Below are 16054 nucleotides of genomic sequence, written 5' to 3'. Positions count from 1 at the left end.
ACAGGCACGAGTAGGGGCACGGGCACGGGTACGGGCAGGGCACGAGCACGGCAGGATGGCGCCATGACCGCGACCCTCGACGAGGCCACCACCGCGCTGCACGCCCAGTGGGACCGGCTCCGCACCTGGGTCGTCGACGTCGTCGACGACTCCGTGGGTGACGCACCGTCCGTGCTCGAGGGCTGGACCGTCACCGCGCTCGTCGCGCACGTCGGCCGGGCCATGGACGCGCTCGCCGCGTGCACGCCGCTGCCCCCCGGGACCGTGCCCCTCACGCTCGCCGAGTACCTCGGCACGTACGCGGGCCGTTCGGCGGACATCGCCGAGACCACGCGCGCGCTCGCCGCGCAGGTCGCCACCGACCCCGTCGCGTGGATCGACGCACGCGCCGCCGCGGCGTTCGCCGCGCTCGAGGCGCACAGCCGGTCCGGCGACCCCGTCGTCCAGGCCCGCCGGGGGCCCGTCCGGCTCTCCACGATGACGGTCTCGCGCGTCGTCGAGCTCGTCGTGCACGCCGACGACCTGTTCGTCTCGGTGCACCGCGTCCCCGGTGCGGGCGCCGGCCCCGACCCCGTGGAGCCCGGGGCGCTGCGGCTCGTCGCCGACGAGCTGCTCGCGATCGTCGTCGCCCGCGGCGGCTGGGACCTCGAGGTGGACGACGCACGCCGGTGGGTGCGGCTCGCGTCCGGACGCGAGCCCTACGACGTGGACGCGCTGGCCGTCGCGCTCGCGCCGCGGTGGACCGGGGACTCGCTGCCCGACCTGGGGCGCATGCTGCCCGTGCTCTGACGCGCTTCATCCTGGGCACGCGTGCCCCGCTCGGCCACAGTGGGGGCATGGGGCAGGACAGCGGTGCCCGGACGAGCGCAGGCTCGGGGTCGACGGCGGGGTCGGTCGCGGGGTCAGCGGGAGCCGTCGCGGGTTCCGTCGCGGGTTCGGTCGCGCTGGGCCGCGTGGTCGCCGCCATGGACGCCGAGCGCGAGCAGTGGCCCGCGGGCGATGGGCTCGGCGTGTTCAGCGACGTGTACCGGCAGGTCACGGTGCTCGTCGCGCGCCGCGTCGTCGACGGGACGTTCGGCGACCCGGCCTTCGTCGAGGACCTCGACGTCCGGTTCGCCGACCTGTACCTCGACGTGCCCCGCGACCTCGCCGCACGGCGCCCCGTCAACCGCGCGTGGGCGCCGCTGGTCGAGCGCCGCGCGCACCGCGGGATCTGGCCCGTGCAGTTCGCGCTCGCCGGCATGAACGCGCACATCAACCACGACCTCGCGCTCGCCGTCGTCGCGACGTGCGAGGCGCGCGGCACCACACCGTCGGCGCGCGGCGTGCACGCCGACTTCGAGCGGGTCAACGACGTGCTCGCCGAGGTCGTGCGGCCCGTGCGGCAGTCGTTCCTCGACCGGCGCGTCGTCGCCGCGGGCGGCGAGCTGTCACCCGTCGCGGACCTCGTGTCGAGCTTCTCCATCGACAAGGCGCGCGACGCCGCCTGGGCCAACGCGCTCACGCTGTGGCACCTGCGTGACCTCGGGTTCGTCGCCGCGGCCGCGCGTGACGCGCTCGCGCGGACCGTCGGGCTGGTGAGCCGCCAGCTCCTCACGGTGTTCCCCGACCCGCTGGACCGCCCCGGCCACTGACCGGCCCGAACGGCCCGCGAACGGCCCGGACCGGCGCACGCCCGGCTCGCGTCCGCGATCCGCGCGTGCGCCGGGCTACCCATCGGTAACGTGACGGTGTGATCGCGGCCTACGTACGAGAGCTCTCGTCCGACGACCCCGTCTCCGGCCTCGAGGTCGGCGACCGGCCCGAACCCGCGCCGCGCGAGCACTGGTCCGTGGTCGACGTCCGCGCCGCCGCGCTCAACCACCACGACCTGTGGTCGCTGCGCGGCGTCGGGCTGCGCGCCGACCAGCTGCCCATGGTGCTCGGCACCGACGCCGCGGGCGTCGTCGACGGACGCGAGGTCGTCGTGCACGGCGTCATCGGCGGGCCGAGCGGGCACGGCGTCGGGCCCGACGAACCGCGCTCGCTGCTGTCCGAGCGGTACCCCGGCACGCTCGCCGAGCGCGTCGCCGTCCCCACGTGGAACCTCGTCGACAAGCCCGCCGAGCTGTCGTTCGTCGAGGCCGCGTGCCTGCCGACCGCCTGGCTCACCGCGTACCGGATGCTGTTCACCACCGGCCGCGCCACACCCGGCCAACGCGTGCTCGTCCAGGGCGCCGGCGGGGGTGTCGCCACCGCCGCGATCCTCCTCGGCGCCGCGGCGGGCCTCGAGGTCGTCGTCACCAGCCGGTCCGACGAGCGACGCCGCCGCGCCCTCGAGCTCGGCGCGGCCGCCGCCGTCGAGACCGGGGCCCGCGTCCCGCGCGCCGACCTGGTCCTCGAGACCGTCGGACGCGCCACCTGGTCGCACACCATGCGCTCCGTGCGGCCCGGCGGCACGGTCGTCGTCGCCGGCGCCACCTCGGGCGACCCCACCGCCGCCGAGCTCACCCGCCTGTTCTTCCAGGAGATCACCGTCGCGGGCGTCACCATGGGCTCCCGCGACGACCTGCAGCACCTGCTCGCGTTCCTCGCCCGGACCGGGGTGCGCCCGCTCGTCGACACCACCTTCCCGCTCACGCAGGCAGGCGACGCACTGCGGCGGCTCGCCGCGGGCACGCAGTTCGGCAAGATCGTCCTGACGGTCTGACCCGCGACGGCCGAGCAGGGGGTGCGATGAGCGAGCGGACGACGAGCGGGACGGCCGGCACGCCGGTCCTCCCCGTCGCGCCCGTCGGGCCCCGCACGGACGTGCCCGACGAGGACGTCCCCACCGTCGAGTCCCCGCCCGGCACCTGGGTTCCCGACGTGCTCGGACCCGGGTACGAGGCGCAGACCCTGTACCTCGCACCCGACGACGAGGGCGCCGTCGTCGCGACCCTCGTGCGACACCGGCCCGAGACCGACGAGACCCTGCGCCCCGCACGCGCCGTGCTCTACCTGCACGGCTGGTCCGACTACTTCTTCCAGACCGGGCTCGCCGAGCACTGGACCGCGCGCGGCGTCGCGTTCTACGCGCTCGACCTGCGCAAGTACGGGCGCAGCCTGCGCGCGCACCAGACCCCCGGCTACGTCGACGACCTCGAGACGTACGACGAGGAGCTCGACGCAGCCCTCGCCGTCGTGCGCTCCGAGCTCGGTGCGCACGCCCGCGTCATGCTCATGGGCCACTCCACCGGCGGGCTCGTCACGAGCCTGTGGGCGCACCGGCACCCCGGACGCATCGCCGGCCTCGTCCTCAACTCCCCCTGGCTCGAGCTCCAGGGCTCCGGCCTGCTGCGGCACCTGTCCAGCCCCGCCGTCGCCCAGCTCGCCCGGTTCCAGCCCAAGGCGCCCCTGCCCAACATCGACCCCGGCTTCTACAACCGCACCCTGTCCGCCGCGACCGGCGGCGAGTGGACCTACGACGAGCGGTGGCGGCCCACCCCCGCGTTCCCCGTCCGCGCCGGGTGGCTCGCCGCGATCATGACCGGCCACACGCTCGTCGCGCGCGGCCTGTCCGTCGACGTGCCCATCCTCATGCTCGCGTCCACCCGCACCCTCATCACCCCCCGCTGGCACGACGACATGCGCTCCGCCGACATCGTCCTCGACGTCGAGCTGCTCGCCCGGCGCGCCGTGCAGCTCGGGCCCTGCGTCACCGTCGTCCGCATCGCCGGCGGCATCCACGACCTCGTCCTGTCCGCACCGCCCGTGCGCGCCCGCGTGTACGCCGAGATCGACCGGTGGACCGCAGGGTACGGCTGGACCTGAGCCCCGCCCGCGACCCTCAGGACTCGGTGCGGCCCGTGGCCTCGGCGAGCGTCGGGCCGCCGTCACCCAGCCGCCACGCACGCCACCCGTCGACCTCGACCGACGAGCTCGACGCGTACGCCGCCGCGTCCCCCGGCTCGACGAACCGCGCACCGTCCGGCAGCAGGATCGTGCCGTCCGGCTGGAGCTCCGCCACCAGCCGCTGACCCCGCCGCTCGCGCAACCAGACGAGCGTCGCGATCGCACGGCGCCGCTTCGCCAGCATCGCCAGCTCCGGGTACGGCATGTCCGGGTCGCGCGGCGCCGGGCCCGCGGCCGACGGGGGCGGCGGGCCGTCCGGCAGGTCTGCCGGCCAATCCGCGAGTGCCTCGAACAGCGGCGACAAGCCGTCCGCCCGGTCGTGTGCCCGGTCGTGCGCCCCGTCGTGTGTCTCGTCGTCCGTCCGACCGTCTGCGGAGCGGCCGCCGGGCGTCCGGGCGTCGGCCGTCGACGGCGTCGGGGCCGTGCTCGTCGCCCGCGAGCCGCTGGGCGTGCGCGGGGTCACCGGGATCGACGGCATCGCGCCCGTGCCGACGACCGCGCCGTACGACGCGGCGGGCTTGGCGAGCGCCGGGTTCGCCGGGACGTCGCTCGTCGGCGCGTGGTTGGCCGGCGGGACGTAGGGGGAGGTCGTGCGGTTGGCGGGGGGCGAGTACGCGCGCGGCGCGAACGACGCCGGCGCAGCCGCTCGCGGTGCCGCCGGGCTGTGCGTCGACGACGACGAGCGCGGTCCGGACGACGCGCCGACCGGCGGGACGACCGTCGGGACCGCGCGGGTCTGCGCGCCCACCTGCCTGCTCGGCGTCCCCGCGACCGGCAGCGCGGTCGACGAGATCGACTCCGACGCCGGGCGGGCGTCCCGGGCGCCTCCGCGGGACGCCCTCGTCGTGCCCGGTGCGGCCGTCGTCGTACCGCTGGTGCTCCCCGCGGTCGCCGTACCGGCGCGCATCGTGCTCGTCGGACCTGCCGTCGTCGGGCCCGCCGTCGTCGGGCTCGCCGTCGTCGGACCTGTGCTCGTCGGACCTGTGCTCGTCGGGCCTGCGCTCGTCGGGCCTGCGCTCGTCGGGCCCGTGCTCGTCGGGCCCGTGCTCGTCGCGCCCGCGTTCGTCGTGCCGGCGGCGCTGGTCGGGCGGGGTGGAGGCGGGACCGCCGGGACGGCCGCGGACACCGGGCGGCCGGGACCGTCCTGGCCCGTGCGGCCACCGGTCGGGAAAGCCGACGACGCGGGCAGACCCGGCGTCCCCGCCCGCGAGGACCCCACGGGCGACGGCGGCCGACGGCGGCCGTCCTCGTACGCCATCGCCGTCGCGAACGACGCCTCGCTCGAGCGCACGAGCCGCAGCGCGGTCGGCTCGACGGGTCGGCGCACGTTCTCGTGGCGCGCGAGCGGTGACACGTCGAGGAACCTGCGGTCGTCGACCCCGCGCACGACCCCGAGCTGCAGGATGTCCACGTGGCGGCCCGGGCCGCGCAGGTAGCCGAGCGTGTCCGCGGCCTCGGGGGCGACCTCCGAGCACACCACCAGGAGCCGCACCCCCTCACGCCGGCTCGACGTCATGCCGAACGCGACCTGCTCACGGAACGCCGCGAAGTCCACCGCGAACCGCTCGGGGTCCGCGTGGTACGCGCGCGCCAGGTCCGTCGACGTCATGCGCGAGGCCGCGCCCGCGTGCCGCAGCGCCGCGACCACCGCGTCGTCGTCGAGCACCTGGACGGCCTCGAGGACGACCGCGCGGCCCGTCGAGTCCAGCGCCAGCAGCTCCGGCAGGTCCGCGTGGTCCGACGCGCTCGCCCGGTGCCGCACCGGGAACAGCGGCTCGCCCGCGATCGCGGCGAGGTGGTGCTGCACCAGCAGCGCCAGGTCCTGCGAGAACGACGCCGGGAGCGGCTGCATCGGCTGGACGAGGCGCGGCCGGCCGTCGTCGAGCTCGAACAGGGGCATCCGTCTCGCCGGCCTTCCTGGGTCTCGCAGGCACTTCGTGCGGGGTGGAACGGGGTGGTGCGTGCGCGGGCGAGCGGCGCGGACCGCGACGGGTCCGCTCCCTGCCGGAGCGTCCGTCCGACCGGGTGGCGGTCGTCGCGTGCCTACTGTCGCATGGCCGCGAATGTCCGGTCTGTCCGCCGGACGGGTCAGGTTCCGACCGCGGACAGGGCCGTGCGGGTGACGACGAGCGCGTGGCCGTCCCCGGGCGCCATCCTGGCCCGCTCGGACGCGGGTGTCACGTGCCGTCCACGACCGCCCGCACCGTGTCGCGCGACACGCCCACGCCACGCCGACCGGCCCGTCCACGCCGACGACGAGAGGTCGTGATCCATGAGGTTCCGGGCGCGTCCGTCGTCCTCCGTGGGCGCCGCACGCCCGGGCCGCGACCCCGTCATCCGCCCTGCCGCGGCACCGGCTCGTCGGCCCGTGCCAGTGCGCCCTCGAGACGCTCGACCTTGCCCGTCAGCTCACCGACGTGACCGGGCCGGATGTCCGCCTTGAGCACGAGCGACACGCGCGAGCCGAACGGCGCGACCGCCTCGGTCGCGCGCCTCACGACGTCGAAGCACGCATCCCAGTCGCCCTCGATCGTCGTGAACATCGCATCGGTGCGGCTCGGGAGGCCGGACTCCCGCACGACGCGGACCGCTGCCGCGACGGCGTCCGACACCGAGCCGTCGGAACGGCCGGTGCCGCTGGGTGCGACGGAGAACGCGACAAGCATCAGACACTCCTCAGGTCGGGATGGTGGCGGGGACCGGGTGGGGGCGTCACTCGCGCTCGACCCGGGTGATGCCGCGTCCCGGGTGCCACGCCGTCACGACCAGGCGGGTCCCGGTGGCGTCCATGCCGGTGTGGACGACCTCGGTGACGTCGAGCGCGAAGTACGCGCCGGGCAGCCCGCCGGCCGGTTGGGGGATCGGGACGAGCCGGCCGGCCAGCTTCGCGTCACCGACCCACTGCGCCAGATCCTTCGGCGGCTCGATCGTCGGCGAGTGGATCGCCACGCGCGGGTCACGCTCCACGTCCCGGAGCTTGCGCGAGGCGGGCATCATGCCGAGCGTCACGTCATCGCCCACCTCCAGCTCCGTGCCGGAGATGCGCGGCGAGCCGTCAGCCCGCGTCGTCGCCAGGGTCTTGTTGGTCCCCGCTGCGAACACCTCCTCGACCACCGCCGCCAGCTGCGGCACCTCGCGCCGCACGTCCACCCACCGCACTCGTCCGTCCACCCGACCATCAGACCGCGGACCACTGGGTGGGTTCAACCGGTCGTCGCAACACCTCGTGATCACGGAGGTGCCAGGTGGTGCGGCGGCAGCAGCAGGCGGATCGGGCTTTGCGGCCTGCGATGCGATCACCGGGGCGGCCGATCCCCGCCCGGCATGTGGAGCGGGAGTTCTGGCGGCTGATCGCGACGGGCAAGCGCACCGAGGAGGCCGCGGCCGGGGTCGGCGTGTCCGTGCCGGTCGGGTCGCGGTGGTTTCGTCACGCTGGCGGGATGGCGCCGTTGCCGCTGGCCGAGCCGACCGGCCGCTACCTGTCCTTCGAGGAACGCGAAGAGATTGCGCTGCTGAAGGCGCGCGGTCTCGGCGTCCGAGCGATCGCCCGCGAGCTCAGGCGTGACCCGGGGACGATCTCACGAGAGGTGCGCCGCAACGCCGCGACCCGGGGCGGCAAGCTCGAGTACCGGGCGACGGTCGCGCAGTGGAAGGCGCAGACCGCCGCCAGGCGTCCCAAGCCGGCCAAGCTCGTCACCAACCCGCGATTGCAGGACTACGTCCAAGTGCGGCTCAGCGGGCAGCTGCGCCGGCCCGACGGGACGCTCGCACCGGGGCCGGCGACGACCTGGAAGGGACTGAACAAGCCGCACCGGGGTGACCGCCGGTGGGCGACGGCCTGGAGCCCGGAGCAGATCTCACGGCGGCTGGTCGTGGACTTCCCCGACGATGAGGACATGCGCATCAGCCATGAGGCGATCTACCAGGCGCTCTACATCCAGGGCCGCGGGGCGCTCCAGCGCGAGCTGGTCGCCTGCCTTCGAACCGGGCGGGCGCTGCGCAAGCCCCGGGAGCGGGCCCGCAACAGGCCCCAGGGGCACGTCACCGCCGACGTCGTCCTGGCCGAGCGGCCCGCCGAGGCCGAGGACCGGGCAGTGCCCGGACACTGGGAGGGTGACCTGATGATCGGGCTGAACCGGTCCGCGATCGGCACCCTCGTCGAACGCACCAGCCGCTACACCCTGCTGGTCCACCTGCCCCGCCTCGAGGGCTACGGAACGGTCCCACCGGTCAAGAACGGACCCGCCCTCGGCGGCTACGGCGCCATCGCGATGAAGGACGCCCTGTCTGCGACGATGACCACGATGCCGTCGGAGCTGTTGCGGTCGTTGACCTGGGACCGCGGCAAAGAGCTGTCCGCCCACGCGAAGTTCAAGATCGATACCGGGATCGCCGTCTACTTCGCCGACCCGCACTCACCCTGGCAGCGCGGCACGAACGAGAACACCAACGGGCTGCTACGCCAGTACTTCCCCAAGGGCACCGACCTGTCCCGCTGGCCCGCCGAGGACCTCCTCGCCGTCCAAGCCGCGATCAACAGCAGACCCCGCAAGGTCCTCGGCTGGAGAACACCCGCCGAAGTCCTCGATGAGCAACTACGGTCGCTCCAACAGGCAGGTGTTGCATCGACCGGTTGAACCCAGTCTGACATCCGCACCGACTCCGACCCGCGCGCTCCACGCACGCGGACGCCTGTCGCCTGCTCGTCCACAGGGCGCGCCCGCCCGTGCACGCATCCGTGTCCGATCGACTAGCGTCGTACACATGTTCGATTCGTCGGAAGCGTCCTGGTCGGGCGGCGCGGCAGACCGCGCCGTCGCCCGCGCGGCGCTGCCCGCCAGCGGTGAGTCGCCGGACGGAGCTCTCGACGCGCTCGAGGCGGTGCGGGTCCGGCTCGCCACGCTCGCGGCCGTCGCCGCGCGGGCCGACGGCTGGTCCGGCACGCAGCGGGCGCGCGCCTTGGGGATGCTCGACCGCATCGCATCCCTCGTGACGGTCGTGCGGTCGCCCGTGCTCGCGGCACAGCAGTCGGCGGCGGCCGCGGTCGGTGCCGGCCGCGAGTTCGCGGACACCCGCGCGCGGCTCACCGGCTCGACCAGGTGGCACGTGGCCGGTCAGGTCCGGTCCGCCGAGGCGCTGACGCGCCTGCCCACCGTGCGCGCCGCGATGGCCGAGGGCGTGGTGCGCGACGGTCACGTCGACGTGCTCGCCCGCACGCTCGAGCAGGCGCCCGCACGGGCCGCCGAGTCGTTGCGCACGCCGCAGGGACAGGCGGCCGTGGTCGAGCTCGCGCGCGGGGTCGACGCCCGTGAGTTCGGCCGCACGCTCACGGCCTGGGTCGCCGCGCAGGACGACGACCACCTCGAGACCAGACGCGCCGCCCAGCACCGCGCGAGGTTCCTCACCCTCACCCATGCGGCCGACGGCACCCACCTGCGCGGGCGCCTCGACCCCGTCACGGGCCGGCTGCTGCAGCGCGCCCTCGACGCCACCGGGCACCGCCCCGACGACGACCGCACACCCGAGCAGGCTCGTGCCGACGCGTTGGCCGCGCTCGCCGGCAACCCCGCTGCTGGGCGCGTCGCTCCCCCGTCGGCGTCGCAGCCGATCGAGCCGGCCGCCCACGCACGCCAGGTCGTGCGCGACGAGGTGCGGGCCGAGGTGCGCGACGAGGTGCGTGCCGGGCCGTGGGCCGACGTGGGCGACGAGGCGCGCGGCGACGGGGAGCGGCCGCAGTCCGCCGCCGGTCCTCACCCCGGCTCGCTCGCCGTGCCCCACGTGTCGCTCCTCGTGCCGGCGGAGACGTGGGTGGAGCATCGTCGCCGCGCCGCGCGGCGGCAGCGCGCGCTCGTCGCACCGTCGAGCGGGTCGGCGCCGGCGACGCCCTCGCCCTCGGCTGTCCCACTGCCACCGGCCGTCACCGACGACGGCACCGTCTTGTCGCCGAGCGAGCTCGCGACCGCGTTGTGCGACTGCGCGATGACGCGCGTGGTCATGGATGCGGCGGGCAGACCGCTCGACGTCGGCCGGACGCGGCGCTCGTTCACGCCTGCCCAGCGCCTCGCTGTCGTCGCGCGTGACCGCGCGTGCGTGTGGAACGGGTGCTCGGTGCCGCCCGCGTACTGCGAGGTGCACCACATCGCGTGGTGGAACCGTGACGGGGGCACGTCCGATCTCGTCAACGCGGTCCTCCTGTGCTCGTTCCACCACCACGAGGTGCACCGCCTCGACCTCACCGTCGAACGTCACTCACCCGCCCTCCTGCGGACACACGGCGGCCCGCAGCGCCCGCCCACGGGCGCCGAACCCGGGGAGTCAGATGCGACGCCGGTGCCGGACAGCGCCCCGGGGCGGCCGCCGGGTGCGGTACCGGAGACGGAGGGCGTACCGGAGCCCTGGTGGGTGGCAGGAACGCCGCGCCCGGACCTCGCGATGTCAGGCGGGCGCTCCTCGGCCGGCACCCGCTACACGTTCCGCAATCGGTCGGGTCGGCCCTACAACGTCCCGGCGTCACCGACGCGCATCGTCGGGCAGGCGCCGGGCGCCGGCCACGGCGTGGGTCCGCACCTCGGCCCGGGCGTCGAGGCGAGGCCAACGGGGTGGACGGCGTGAACGCGACACGACACGGGTATGCCCTGCGGCCACGGCCGGTCGGGCGCGGGTCGGGCGGGCGCAGGTCCGTCGGGGCGCGGGTCCGCCGGGCCGCGGGTCAGGCGGGGCGTGGGTCAGGCGGGCGTGGGCTCGGCGCGGTCGGGCGGTGCGGGGGTGGGGCGTGCGCCGAGCCGGGAGGCCAGGAGCTCCGCGAGGTGCATGCCCTGCACGCCCGCGAGCTGGTCGGCCTGCGTGCGGCACGAGTAGCCGTCCGCGAGGTAGATGTCGCCCGGGGCCGCGTCGCGCAGAGCGGGCAGGAGCGAGTTCTCCGCGACCGCCACCGAGACGTCGTAGTGGCCCTTCTCCATGCCGAAGTTCCCGGCGAGCCCGCAGCAGCCGGCCATGGCCGAGAACGTCGCGCCGGCGTCGGTCAGCAGCCGACGGTCAGGCGTCCACGTCATGACGGAGTAGTGGTGGCAGTGGGGCTGGACGACGGCGGTGACGTCGGACAGGTCGGGGACCTGCCAGCGGTCCCCGGGGCCGACCGGCGCGGGGGCGGTGAGCAGCTCGGCGAGCGTCCGGGTCTCGCGGGCCACGGCCACCGCGCGCGGGTCGTCGGGCAGGAGGTCGCGCAGGTCGGAGCGCAGCACGGCGGTGCAGGACGGCTCGAGGCCGACGATCGGGATGCCGTTCACGGCGAACGGTGCGAGCACCTCGAGGAGGTGCTCGAGCTGGTGGCGCGCGCCCTCGAGCTGGCCCGTGCTGATCCAGGTCAGGCCGCAGCACGCCTGGTGGTCGGGCACGAGCACCTCGTAGCCCGCGTCGCGCAGCACCGCGACCGCAGCCCGCGCGACCGACGGCGCGAGCGCGTCGCTGAACGAGTCGGTCCACAGCAGCACCCGCGGCCGAGAGTCCGTCGGGGCAGCCGTCGGGGCATCCGCGCGAGCACCCCCCACCGCTCCGGTCCGCTCACCCGCCGGGCCGCTCGGCTGCCCGCTCGCCTGGTCGGTCGTGGGCGACGAGGACGTGGGCGGCGCCGGGGCGAGCGAGGCCGCTGCGCCCGAGGCGACCCGGGTCACCTCGGAGGCGCCCGCGCGGCGGACCCAGCGGCGGAACGGCTCACCGGCGAACGTCACCATCTGCCGGCGGGTGTCCATGCCGCCCGCCGCGAGCACGAGCTTGGCGATCGGACGCACACCCAGGACGGCGTTGGCCACCGACGCGACCCCGGGCAGCCCCGTGACGAGCCGCGCCCACCGGGGCAGCCACCCGAGCGCGTAGTGGTTCACGGGACGCAGGCGGCCGCGGTACGTGCGGTGCAGCACCTCGGACTTGTACTGGGCCATGTCCACGCCCGCAGGGCAGTCCGACGAGCACGCCTTGCAGCTCAGGCACAGGTCGAGCGCCTCGTGCACCTCGGGCGAGGACCAGCCGCGCGACACGAGCGAGCCGTTCGCCATCTCCTGGAGCACCCGGGCCCGCCCGCGTGTCGAGTCCTTCTCGTCCTTCGTCGCGAGGTACGAGGGGCACATGAAGCCGCCCGCCGCGGTCGAGTCGGCGCGGCACTTACCGACCCCGACGCAGCGGTGGACGGCCGTCGTGAGGTCGCCCGCGTCGTGCGCGAAGGAGAAGCCGGTGGTCGCGGGCAGCGGGCGCGCGGCGGGCCGGCGCAGGTCGGCGTCGATCGCCGCGGGCCGCACCAGCACGCCGGGGTTGAGCAGGTCGCGCGGGTCGAACAACGCCTTGAACTGCCCGAAGACCTCGATGGCGCGCGGCGAGTACATCACGGGCAGCAGCTCGGAGCGCGCGCGACCGTCACCGTGCTCGCCCGACAGCGAGCCGCCGTGCGACGCGACGAGCTCGGCGGCGTCCTGCATGAACGCGCGCAACGGGTCGCCCGTGCGCTCGAGCGGGATGTCGATGCGCAGGTGCACGCACCCGTCGCCGAAGTGCCCGTAGGCCAGGCCGTCGACCCGGTGCCGCGCCATGAGCGCCTCGAGGTCGCGCAGGTACCCGCCGAGCTTCGCCGGTGGCACGGCGGAGTCCTCGAACCCGGGCCATGCCTGCTCACCGGACGGCGTGCGACCGCCGAGGCCGGCGCCGTCCTCGCGGATGCGCCACATCGCGGTCGCCTCGGCCCCCGGCGGGAAGAGGGCCACGGCCCGGGTCCCCGCGTCGGCGGCCAGGGCGCGGGCGCGCTCGAGGGCCTCGTCGAGCGTGTCGCCGCCGACCTCGACCATGAGCCAGCCTGCGCCGGGCGGCAGGTCCGGCACGGCGGCCGCACCGCGAACTCGTCGGACCACGTCCACCAGACGCGCGTCCATGCCCTCGATCGCGATGGGCCGGTGCGCCAGGAGTGCGGGGACCGCGTCCGCGGCGGCGGGCATGTCCGGGTAGCCGAGCACGACGAGCACGGGCGCCGCGGCGATCGGGACGAGCCGGAGCTTCGCCTCGAGCAGCGTGCCGACGGTGCCCTCCGTGCCGACGAGAGCCTTCGCGAGGTCCGTGCCGTTCTCGGGCAGCAGGTGCTCGAGCGAGTAGCCGGACACCTGGCGGCCGAACCGGCCGAGCTCGGTGCGCAGCAGGTCGAGGTTGGCACGCACGAGCGCGGGCAGACCGGCCACGACGTCGAGCGCACCCTCACCGGCGCGCGCCTCGACCCGCCGGCCCGTGCCGTCGACGAGGTCGAGCGCCAGCACGTTGTCGGCCGTCCGACCGTAGGCGACGGCCCGCGGACCGCACGCGTTGTTGCCGATCATCCCGCCGAGGGTCGCCCGGGTCCACGTCGAGGGGTCCGGGCCGAACCGCAACCCGTGCGGCGCGGCGGCCTTCTGCAGCGCGGCCATGACGACGCCGGGCTGGACCCGCGCAGTCCGCTCCTCGGGGTCGACCTCGAGGATGCGGTTGACGTGCCGGGAGAAGTCGAGGACCACGCCGGGGCCGACGGAGTTGCCCGCGACGGACGTGCCCGCGCCGCGGGCCGTGATGGGCACGCCTGCCTCACGGGCGACCGCGAGCGCCGCCTCCACGTCGTCGGTGTCCTGCGGGAACACGACGACCTGCGGGACCACCCGGTAGTTCGACGCGTCGGTCGAGTACTCCGCGCGCCGCCGGGACGAGTCGTCGACCGCACCGCGCACCGCGGACCGGAGCGCGGCGACGACGTCGGTCCCGGCGCTCTTCTCGTCGACCACAGCAGTCACGGGGGGCATCTTCGCACCACCGCCCGAGGGCGGTCCGGGACCACCCGAGGACCGGACGCCGCCCCCGCACCCGGGTTCCTGGTGCCCCACCGCCGCCAACCCGCCGCCTCCTGCCGTGACCGCCCTCGTCGGCGCCGCGCGAGGCCTGGCAGGTCGCGTGGCACGCAGGCGCGTCCACGGACGGTGCAGGGGGTGTGGACCCGGTCGGGCAGGGGCGATGTCGTGGACCCGAGGGTGATGCAAGGGCGTAGGGGTGCGGGGGCACGACGGTCGGGCCAGGCGACCGTGGGCCGTCGGCGGGCGGTGTCAGGCCGGGTCGATGCCGTGGACCGGGGAGACGTAGCGCCGGACGCAGGTCCAGGACCGGAGCGCGAACCGGTCGGTCCCCAGCCCGACCTCACGGTCGCCCAGCCCGCCGCGGTGGGTCACGTGCACGGCCGCCCCCGGGGCGAGCCCGAGGCTCCGGCACCGGCGACGCATCGCGGTGTCGAGGTCGATGCGGACGGCCCGGGCAGCGTCGCCCGGTGTCCCCTCGGGGAGGGTCACGCTCGCGACGGTAGGTCCCCGGCGAGCCGTCAGCCTGGGCCGGAGGTCCTCGGGGGACGTCCGCCCAGGCCGACGACTGCCCAGGTCAAGCGTGATGGAGCGCCCGCCGGCCGGCCACGGTGTGTCGAACAGCGAGCGAGCGCGGCGTCAGGCGAGAGCGGCGTCGAGCGTGATCTCGGTGCCGGTGAGCGCCTTGCTCACGGGGCAGCCGGCCTTGGCGCTCTCGGCCGCGGCACGGAAGCCGTCGGCGTCGAGGCCCTCGACCTGCCCGCGCACGGTGAGCGCGATGCCGGAGATGCGGAACCCGCCGGCCGGGTCGGGGCGGAGGGTGACGTCCGCCTTCACGTCGAGCGCGACGGGCGTGCCGCCGGCCTCGCCGATGAGCGCGGACAGCTGCATCGCGTAGCAGGACGAGTGCGCGGCCGCGATGAGCTCCTCGGGGCTCGTGACGCCGCCGGCCTCGTCGGCCGCGCGCCGGGGGAACGAGACGTCGTAGGCACCGGCGCCCGAGCTCGAGAGCTCGACGTGACCGCTGCCGTCGGCGAGAGTTCCCTGCCAGGAGGTGTGTGCGCTGCGCGTGGGCATGACCGCTCCTTCGTCGTGACGTGGATGTGCGCCCGCGACCGCGCTGGTGCGGTCGGCGGGCCGCCGGCACCAGCGACGACGCGCGTCACGCGGCGTCCGGGCCGACTCGTCCACGCTAGGCGCGGGGGCCGCCCGCCGCAGCCCGGCGGCCACGCCTCGGACACCCGGGCCCCGACCGGCACGCATCACCCGGGAGCCCGCTCCCGGGTACGGGGCGTCACGCCGGCGGGCCGCTCCGGCATCACACCGGCTGTGCGCGTCAGCGCACGTACTCCCAGTGCCACGCCTCGGGCTTGCTGCCGCCCGCGCGCGCCCACGCGGGGTGGACCCACCCGAACTCGTCGGCGTGCTGCTGCATCCACGCGTGCTGCGCGGTGCCGAACGACTGGATGCCGCCGCCCAGGTCGACCGCGATGCCCGTCCCGTGGTTCGACGTGCCGGGGGCCGCGCACAGCCAGCCCTTGGTCGCGCGGCACGTGACCTGCGCGCCGTACGAGCGGTACGAGTCGGAGACCGCGAGGTGCGTCCCGAAGTCGTCGAGGTACGCGGCGTCCAGCGCCTCGAGGTCCTCGGCGGCGTCGCAGCGCAGCAGCTGGCCGGCGTCGAACGACAGCGCGCACAGCGCCGACGACGGCACCCGACCGTTCGCGTAGCCGAGCAGCGACTTCTTCCACGCGGCACGCTCGGCCGCGGCTGCCTCGGCCGCAGCCTCGGCGGCGGCCTTCGCGGCCGCCTCCTCCTGCGCCTTCTTCGCGGCGGCCGCGGCGGCTGCGGCGGCCTTCTTCCGCTCGGCCTGGAGGCGCGCGGCCTCCTCCTCGGCGGCGATGCGCGCGCGCTCCTCCTCCGCGGTGTCGAGGACCTCGCCGCTGAGCGCGACGACCCGCGCGAGGGCCGCGCGGATCTTGCGGGTCGTGGCGTCCTCGGGCCCCTGGACCGGCGGGATCTCGACGACGTCGTCGGCGGACGGCTCGGCGGGGTTGTCGGTCGCGCCCTGCGTGGGGCTCTCGGTGGAGGTCTCGGTGGGGTTCTCGGCAGCCGTCCCGGTCGCGTCGGGGGTCGGGGTGGCCGACGAGGCGGCACCCCCTGCCGCACCCGCGTCGGCCGGGTCGGCAGGCGCGGGCGTCTGCTGCGGGGCGCCGGCCGTGGCCAGCAGGTCCTGCGACGCGCTCAGCAACGGCTCGCTCGAGGCCGCCTGGGCGTCGGCGGCAGGAGCGTCGGCAGCGGCATCGCCGGCGGCAGGAGCGTCGGCAGCGGCA

13 protein-coding genes are annotated in these 16054 nt (G+C 75.8%); 6 read left to right on the top strand and 7 right to left on the bottom strand.

The features are described from left to right. Positions 1-63 precede the first annotated feature (63 nt). The 4 genes from CUD01_RS13315 to CUD01_RS13300 all read left to right on the top strand — a co-directional run bounded on the left by CUD01_RS13315 (position 64) and on the right by CUD01_RS13300 (position 3792). A complete protein-coding gene (locus tag CUD01_RS13315) occupies positions 64-789 on the top strand; it encodes a maleylpyruvate isomerase N-terminal domain-containing protein (protein WP_141321733.1) in 726 nt (241 codons plus the stop codon). 47 nt (positions 790-836) lie between these two features. Continuing rightward, the gene (locus CUD01_RS13310) at positions 837-1634 is read left to right on the top strand and encodes a DUF5995 family protein (protein WP_141321731.1); all 798 of its coding nucleotides are present in this window, start codon (positions 837-839) and stop codon (positions 1632-1634) included. A 98-nt stretch (positions 1635-1732) separates the two neighbouring features. Next, positions 1733-2689: a zinc-binding dehydrogenase gene (locus tag CUD01_RS13305; protein ID WP_141321729.1), complete on the top strand. Its 957-nt coding sequence runs from the start codon at positions 1733-1735 to the stop codon at positions 2687-2689. A 26-nt stretch (positions 2690-2715) separates the two neighbouring features. Next, positions 2716-3792, top strand: coding sequence for an alpha/beta hydrolase (locus CUD01_RS13300; RefSeq protein WP_141321727.1), 1077 nt, complete (start codon positions 2716-2718; stop codon positions 3790-3792). 16 nt (positions 3793-3808) lie between these two features. Here the strand turns inward: CUD01_RS13300 and CUD01_RS13295 are convergent, their stop codons facing one another. The 3 genes from CUD01_RS13295 to CUD01_RS13285 all read right to left on the bottom strand — a co-directional run bounded on the left by CUD01_RS13295 (position 3809) and on the right by CUD01_RS13285 (position 7044). Then, on the bottom strand, positions 3809-5773 hold the full coding sequence (locus CUD01_RS13295) for a restriction system modified-DNA reader domain-containing protein (protein ID WP_141321725.1): 1965 nt from the start codon (positions 5771-5773) through the stop codon (positions 3809-3811). A gap of 433 nt (positions 5774-6206) precedes the next feature. Continuing rightward, a complete protein-coding gene (locus CUD01_RS13290; protein ID WP_094181760.1) occupies positions 6207-6539 on the bottom strand; it encodes a thiamine-binding protein in 333 nt (110 codons plus the stop codon). Between the two features lie 46 nt (positions 6540-6585). After that, a complete protein-coding gene (locus tag CUD01_RS13285; RefSeq protein WP_244937781.1) occupies positions 6586-7044 on the bottom strand; it encodes a pyridoxamine 5'-phosphate oxidase family protein in 459 nt (152 codons plus the stop codon). A 119-nt stretch (positions 7045-7163) separates the two neighbouring features. Between CUD01_RS13285 and CUD01_RS13280 the strand changes: the two genes are divergently transcribed. Further along, entirely contained in the window at positions 7164-8510 is a 1347-nt protein-coding gene (locus CUD01_RS13280; protein WP_243861327.1) for an IS30 family transposase, read from the top strand. A 127-nt stretch (positions 8511-8637) separates the two neighbouring features. Beyond that, on the top strand, positions 8638-10485 hold the full coding sequence (locus CUD01_RS13275; protein WP_243861315.1) for an HNH endonuclease signature motif containing protein: 1848 nt from the start codon (positions 8638-8640) through the stop codon (positions 10483-10485). 113 nt (positions 10486-10598) lie between these two features. Here the strand turns inward: CUD01_RS13275 and CUD01_RS13270 are convergent, their stop codons facing one another. From CUD01_RS13270 to CUD01_RS13255, 4 genes are all read right to left on the bottom strand, one after another. Next, positions 10599-13676: an FAD-binding and (Fe-S)-binding domain-containing protein gene (locus CUD01_RS13270; protein ID WP_141321723.1), complete on the bottom strand. Its 3078-nt coding sequence runs from the start codon at positions 13674-13676 to the stop codon at positions 10599-10601. A 297-nt stretch (positions 13677-13973) separates the two neighbouring features. Beyond that, on the bottom strand, positions 13974-14213 hold the full coding sequence (locus CUD01_RS13265) for a FeoA family protein (RefSeq protein WP_141321721.1): 240 nt from the start codon (positions 14211-14213) through the stop codon (positions 13974-13976). A 147-nt stretch (positions 14214-14360) separates the two neighbouring features. Next, positions 14361-14798, bottom strand: coding sequence for an OsmC family peroxiredoxin (locus CUD01_RS13260; RefSeq protein ID WP_141321719.1), 438 nt, complete (start codon positions 14796-14798; stop codon positions 14361-14363). 259 nt (positions 14799-15057) lie between these two features. After that, positions 15058-16054, bottom strand: a 997-nt coding sequence (locus tag CUD01_RS13255; RefSeq protein ID WP_174773893.1) for a M15 family metallopeptidase, incomplete at its 5' end; no start/stop codon positions are given.

The organism is Cellulomonas uda, from assembly GCF_006538705.1.
Classification (GTDB): Bacteria; Actinomycetota; Actinomycetes; order Actinomycetales; family Cellulomonadaceae; genus Cellulomonas; species Cellulomonas uda.
The sequence above is the reverse complement of the archived record's forward strand: the minus strand, read 5'-3'. Positions and strand labels throughout refer to the sequence as shown.

What these genes read in the sequence shown, in the direction of transcription:
- CUD01_RS13315 (WP_141321733.1), top strand. Translation starts at nt 64, where the DNA reads ATGACCGCGACCCTCGACGAGGCCACCACCGCGCTGCACGCCCAGTGG.
- CUD01_RS13310 (WP_141321731.1), top strand. Translation starts at nt 837, where the DNA reads ATGGGGCAGGACAGCGGTGCCCGGACGAGCGCAGGCTCGGGGTCGACG.
- CUD01_RS13300 (WP_141321727.1), top strand. Translation starts at nt 2,716, where the DNA reads ATGAGCGAGCGGACGACGAGCGGGACGGCCGGCACGCCGGTCCTCCCC.
- CUD01_RS13295 (WP_141321725.1), bottom strand. Translation starts at nt 5,773, where the DNA reads ATGCCCCTGTTCGAGCTCGACGACGGCCGGCCGCGCCTCGTCCAGCCG.
- CUD01_RS13290 (WP_094181760.1), bottom strand. Translation starts at nt 6,539, where the DNA reads ATGCTTGTCGCGTTCTCCGTCGCACCCAGCGGCACCGGCCGTTCCGAC.
- CUD01_RS13280 (WP_243861327.1), top strand. Translation starts at nt 7,164, where the DNA reads ATGCGATCACCGGGGCGGCCGATCCCCGCCCGGCATGTGGAGCGGGAG.
- CUD01_RS13275 (WP_243861315.1), top strand. Translation starts at nt 8,638, where the DNA reads ATGTTCGATTCGTCGGAAGCGTCCTGGTCGGGCGGCGCGGCAGACCGC.
- CUD01_RS13270 (WP_141321723.1), bottom strand. Translation starts at nt 13,676, where the DNA reads ATGCCCCCCGTGACTGCTGTGGTCGACGAGAAGAGCGCCGGGACCGAC.
- CUD01_RS13260 (WP_141321719.1), bottom strand. Translation starts at nt 14,798, where the DNA reads ATGCCCACGCGCAGCGCACACACCTCCTGGCAGGGAACTCTCGCCGAC.